Source organism: uncultured Porphyromonas sp. (assembly GCF_934359325.1).
In the GTDB taxonomy this organism is placed as follows: domain Bacteria; phylum Bacteroidota; class Bacteroidia; order Bacteroidales; family Porphyromonadaceae; genus Porphyromonas_A.
In genome coordinates this window covers 1-3,801 of the sequence record NZ_CAKRLH010000164.1, presented here as the reverse complement: position 1 = coordinate 3,801, position 3,801 = coordinate 1, and the positions used below count along the sequence as shown (strand labels likewise).

The 3,801-nt window shown below is 58.3% G+C and carries 3 protein-coding genes and 1 pseudogene; all 4 read left to right on the top strand.

Annotated elements, in window-relative coordinates; all coding sequences use genetic code 11:
• Positions 1-1,634: pseudogene (locus tag Q0F21_RS06255) on the top strand (DNA gyrase/topoisomerase IV subunit A); the annotation flags it as partial.
• Entirely contained in the window at positions 1,624-2,565 is a 942-nt protein-coding gene (locus tag Q0F21_RS06250) for a hypothetical protein (protein WP_297238375.1), read from the top strand. The pseudogene Q0F21_RS06255 and the gene Q0F21_RS06250, both read left to right, overlap by 11 nt.
• 5 nt (positions 2,566-2,570) lie before the next feature.
• Positions 2,571-3,641, top strand: coding sequence for a S41 family peptidase (locus Q0F21_RS06245; protein WP_297238373.1), 1,071 nt, complete (start codon positions 2,571-2,573; stop codon positions 3,639-3,641).
• Positions 3,638-3,801, top strand: a 164-nt coding sequence (locus tag Q0F21_RS06240) for an iron-sulfur cluster assembly protein (protein WP_297238376.1), incomplete at its 3' end; no start/stop codon positions are given. The genes Q0F21_RS06245 and Q0F21_RS06240, both read left to right, overlap by 4 nt.

The following is a 3,801-nucleotide window of genomic DNA, read 5'->3' as shown; positions in this document are numbered from 1 at the left end:
GCTACATCCGTGCGGAGCTGGGGATCCGGCTGAGTGAGCTGCAGGAGCAGCACCTGCTGGAGTCCCTGGAGCAGCTCTTCATCACCCGACGGATCTACAAGGATAAGGACTTTGAGGAGGCGAAGAGCGTCCCCGAGGTGGTGGCGCACATACGGAGCCGACTGGAGGACGCGCTGGAAACCTTCTTCCGCCCCGTGACGGATGAGGATCTGAAGCACCTCCTGGAGCTCAAGATGGCGAGGATCCTGAAGTTTAATAAGGAGAAGAGCGACGCCTCCATCGCCCGACTCATGGACGAGATGGCGGACACCGAGCGACGGCTCGGCGATGTCCGCAGCGAGGCGATCAGCTGGTACGAGACGCTGTACGAGGACTTCGGGAAGCAGTACCCGCGACGGACGACGATCCGCAGCTTCGACGACATCGAGGCGGCCAAGGTGGCGGTGAAGAGCGAGAAGCTCTACGTGGACCGCAAGGAGGGATTTATCGGCACGGGACTCAAGAAAGCGGAGTACGTCAGCGACGTCTCCGACATAGACGACGTGATCGTCTTCCTCCGTAGTGGGGTCTACTTCATCACCAAGGTGAGCGAGAAGAGCTTCGTCGGCAAGGACATCATCCACGTGGCACGCTGGGTGCGTGGCGACGAGCGTACGATCTACAACGCCGTCTACCGGGACGGCAAGGAGGGTACCGCTTTCATCAAGCGCTTTGCCGTCACGACGGCGATCCGCGACCGGGAGTATGACCTGACACGAGGTAAGCCGGACTCCAAGGTACTCTACTTCACGGCCAACCCCAATGGTGAGGCGGAGGTGATCAAGACCGTGCTGCGACCAAGTGCCAAGAAGCGGCGGCGCAAGAGCGGGCTGATCTTTGAGACCGACTTTGCCGACCTGCTGATCAAGGGGCGTCAGGCGAGAGGAAATATTCTGACGAAGGAGCCGATCTTCCGCATTTCGCTCAAGGAGGAGGGTAAGAGCACACTGGGAGGCAGGGACGTGTGGTTTGATCGCGACGTCTTCCGGCTCAATTACGATGACCGGGGGGACTACCTGGGCGAATTCATGGGGGACGACAAGATCCTCGTGGTGCTGGAGGACGGGACGGTGTACCTGACAGACTTCTCGGACAGCAATCACTTCGAGCGAAATCTCCTCGTGATCGAGCAGTACGATCCGGAGAAGGTCTGGACGCTCGTCTACCACAATAGTAAGGAGGGCTTTACCTACATGAAGCGCTTCCTCCTCGAGGAGGACAAGCTGCGGAAGAAGGATACCATCCTGACCAATCCCGATGACACCCTTCTCCTCCTTAGCGACGAGCCTTACGCCCGAGTGGAGGTGGTCTACGAGGACGGGACGACGGAGGAGGTCGAGGCGGAGGACTTCATCGCCGTCAAGGGCGTGCGCGCCAAGGGCAAGCGCATCAGCACCGGCACGACTACGGAGGTGCACGAGCTGGAGCCACTCAAGCAGCCTGAGGACGAGGGGGACGACGACTCGGACGAGGAGGATACCCCTGACGAGGAGGTCGAGTCGGATATGGACGACAGAGCCGAGGAAGAGGCTCAGGTGATCGAGGAGGTAACTCGTCAGCAGAGACTGACCTTTAGGGATGATGATGAAGAATAAGAGACTCAGCAAGATCGCACTCCTACTTGTGCTGACCCTGATGCTGCCTCTCTCGGGAGCAGCTCAGTCAGAGACCGGGAGACAGAGGATGCGCAGCCGGCTGGAGAAGCTCGGGAGGGAGACAAGGGACTACATCCACGGGAAGCCGTGGACCTACGACGGCTCGCTCAGCACGACCCACAGAGAGATCCTCCTGACCGGTGGGCGTGTGGGCGTCATCGACCAGTATATCAGCCCGTCCGCCCACACAGGGTACGATCTCCGGATCTCCCTCGGCACGGACCATCCATACTTCGCCGACCGATGGCACCTGAGGCAGGAGCTGGAGCTGGGACTGGGGATGCCGAAGAATAAGGCCAATGGTACCCAGATGTATCTCCCGGGTCTCTACACGCAGACAGCATTCTCCTTCTCACTCCTTCAGCGGGGAGGACTGAGGCTGGAGGTCGCCCCCGCCTGGTCGCTCCTGGTGCAGGGCAATCTCAAGCTCTCCAATAGTAACAACGTAGCCAACGTCAAGGCGACGACCGGCCTCGATGCCTGGTCACGGCTCAGCTACCGGATCCCGTGGGAGACACTGCCGATGCGCTTCTCTTACAGTGTCTCACTTCCACTGCTCCATATTGCCTACCACCCGGACTATGGACAGAGCTACTACGAGTACATCTCTGGGGACAATAAGACTCCCATTCGTCTCCACCTGACGGCGCCACACAATAGTCTGGCCATCAGGCAGAGGCTGCTGATGGAGCTGCCGATCCACAACGCCACTTGGGTCGTAGGACTGCAGCACATCGGTACCGTAGAGAAGCTCAGCCATACGAGGTATGAGCTCGGCAGTGTCGGGCTGGTTCTTGGTGTCACGCTCGAGACCAAGGCTCTCTCCGGCGGGCGTGCCCTTCGGTCCTCACACATCAGATCATCCTACTAAGACCTATGACACTCAGACACGCACATATTTTACCCGCTGTGGTGGTCGTCCTCCTCGGACTCACTGCCTGTATCCCCTCACAGCCGGAGAATACGGACTACAGAGCTAATTTTGAGGCACTCTGGTCGATCATCGATGAGCGATACTGCTTCCTGGATGAGAAAGGAGTGGACTGGGACTCGATCCACACCGTCTACAGCAAGCGAATGGACCTGATGGAGGAGAAGAAAGCGGCAAATGACCTCAATTTCTTCCACCTCATGGCGGCAATGCTCGACGAGCTACACGATGGCCATGTCAATCTGATGACCGGATTTGACGTCAGTGCCAATAGCGACTGGGCAGGCGACCCGACCGAGGGACTCAATGTCTACATGAGGCAGAAATACATCTCCGGATACCTGATGCAGTCGGGCGGGATGCTCTACAATAACTTTGGCATCAAGGATAAGCCCAATCACCGCATCGGATACATCCGCTACAATAGCTTCTCATCCTCGCTCGGGAGTATGGACTTCATCCTGAGATACCTAGATAATACCGAGGGGATCATACTGGATGTGAGGGGCAATGGCGGCGGTCTCGTCAGCAATGCATCCGACCTGGCGGGATACTTCTACGATAAGAGGACCCTGGTCGGCTATGTGACACACAAGACCGGACCGGGACGAGACAGCTACTCTAAGCTCAAGGAGGTCTACGTCACTCCTGCCGAGGGAAGACGCTGGACCGATAAGCCCCTCGTGATCCTCCAGGATCGGGGCTGCTACAGTGCGACGAATGACTTCCTCGTCAAGGTCTCCCATGCGCCCAACGTCTACCGCATCGGTCTCCCCTCCGGAGGTGGTGGCGGTATGCCAGCCACATCGGAGCTGCCCAATGGCTGGCGCGTACGCTACTCAGCAGTCAAGAGCCTCGACGTCGATAAGAAATCCATCGAGGGCGGTATCGCTCCGGATCTGGAGGTGGCAAACGAGACCTTCGACCAAAACCCTAAGGCGCCGGATCTGATCCTCAGCGAGGGGATCCTCTACATCCTCACCCACTCCAAGGAGAGTAAAGATAAGACAGAATGAGCAATCAAGATAAGAATCCATTAGAACTGGAGGAGCGAATCATCGCCGCCCTCCGCACCGTCTACGATCCCGAGATCCCGGTCAATGTCTACGATCTGGGGCTGATCTACGACGTCGATGTCGACCACGACACCGGGATCGTCGATATCACCATGACGCT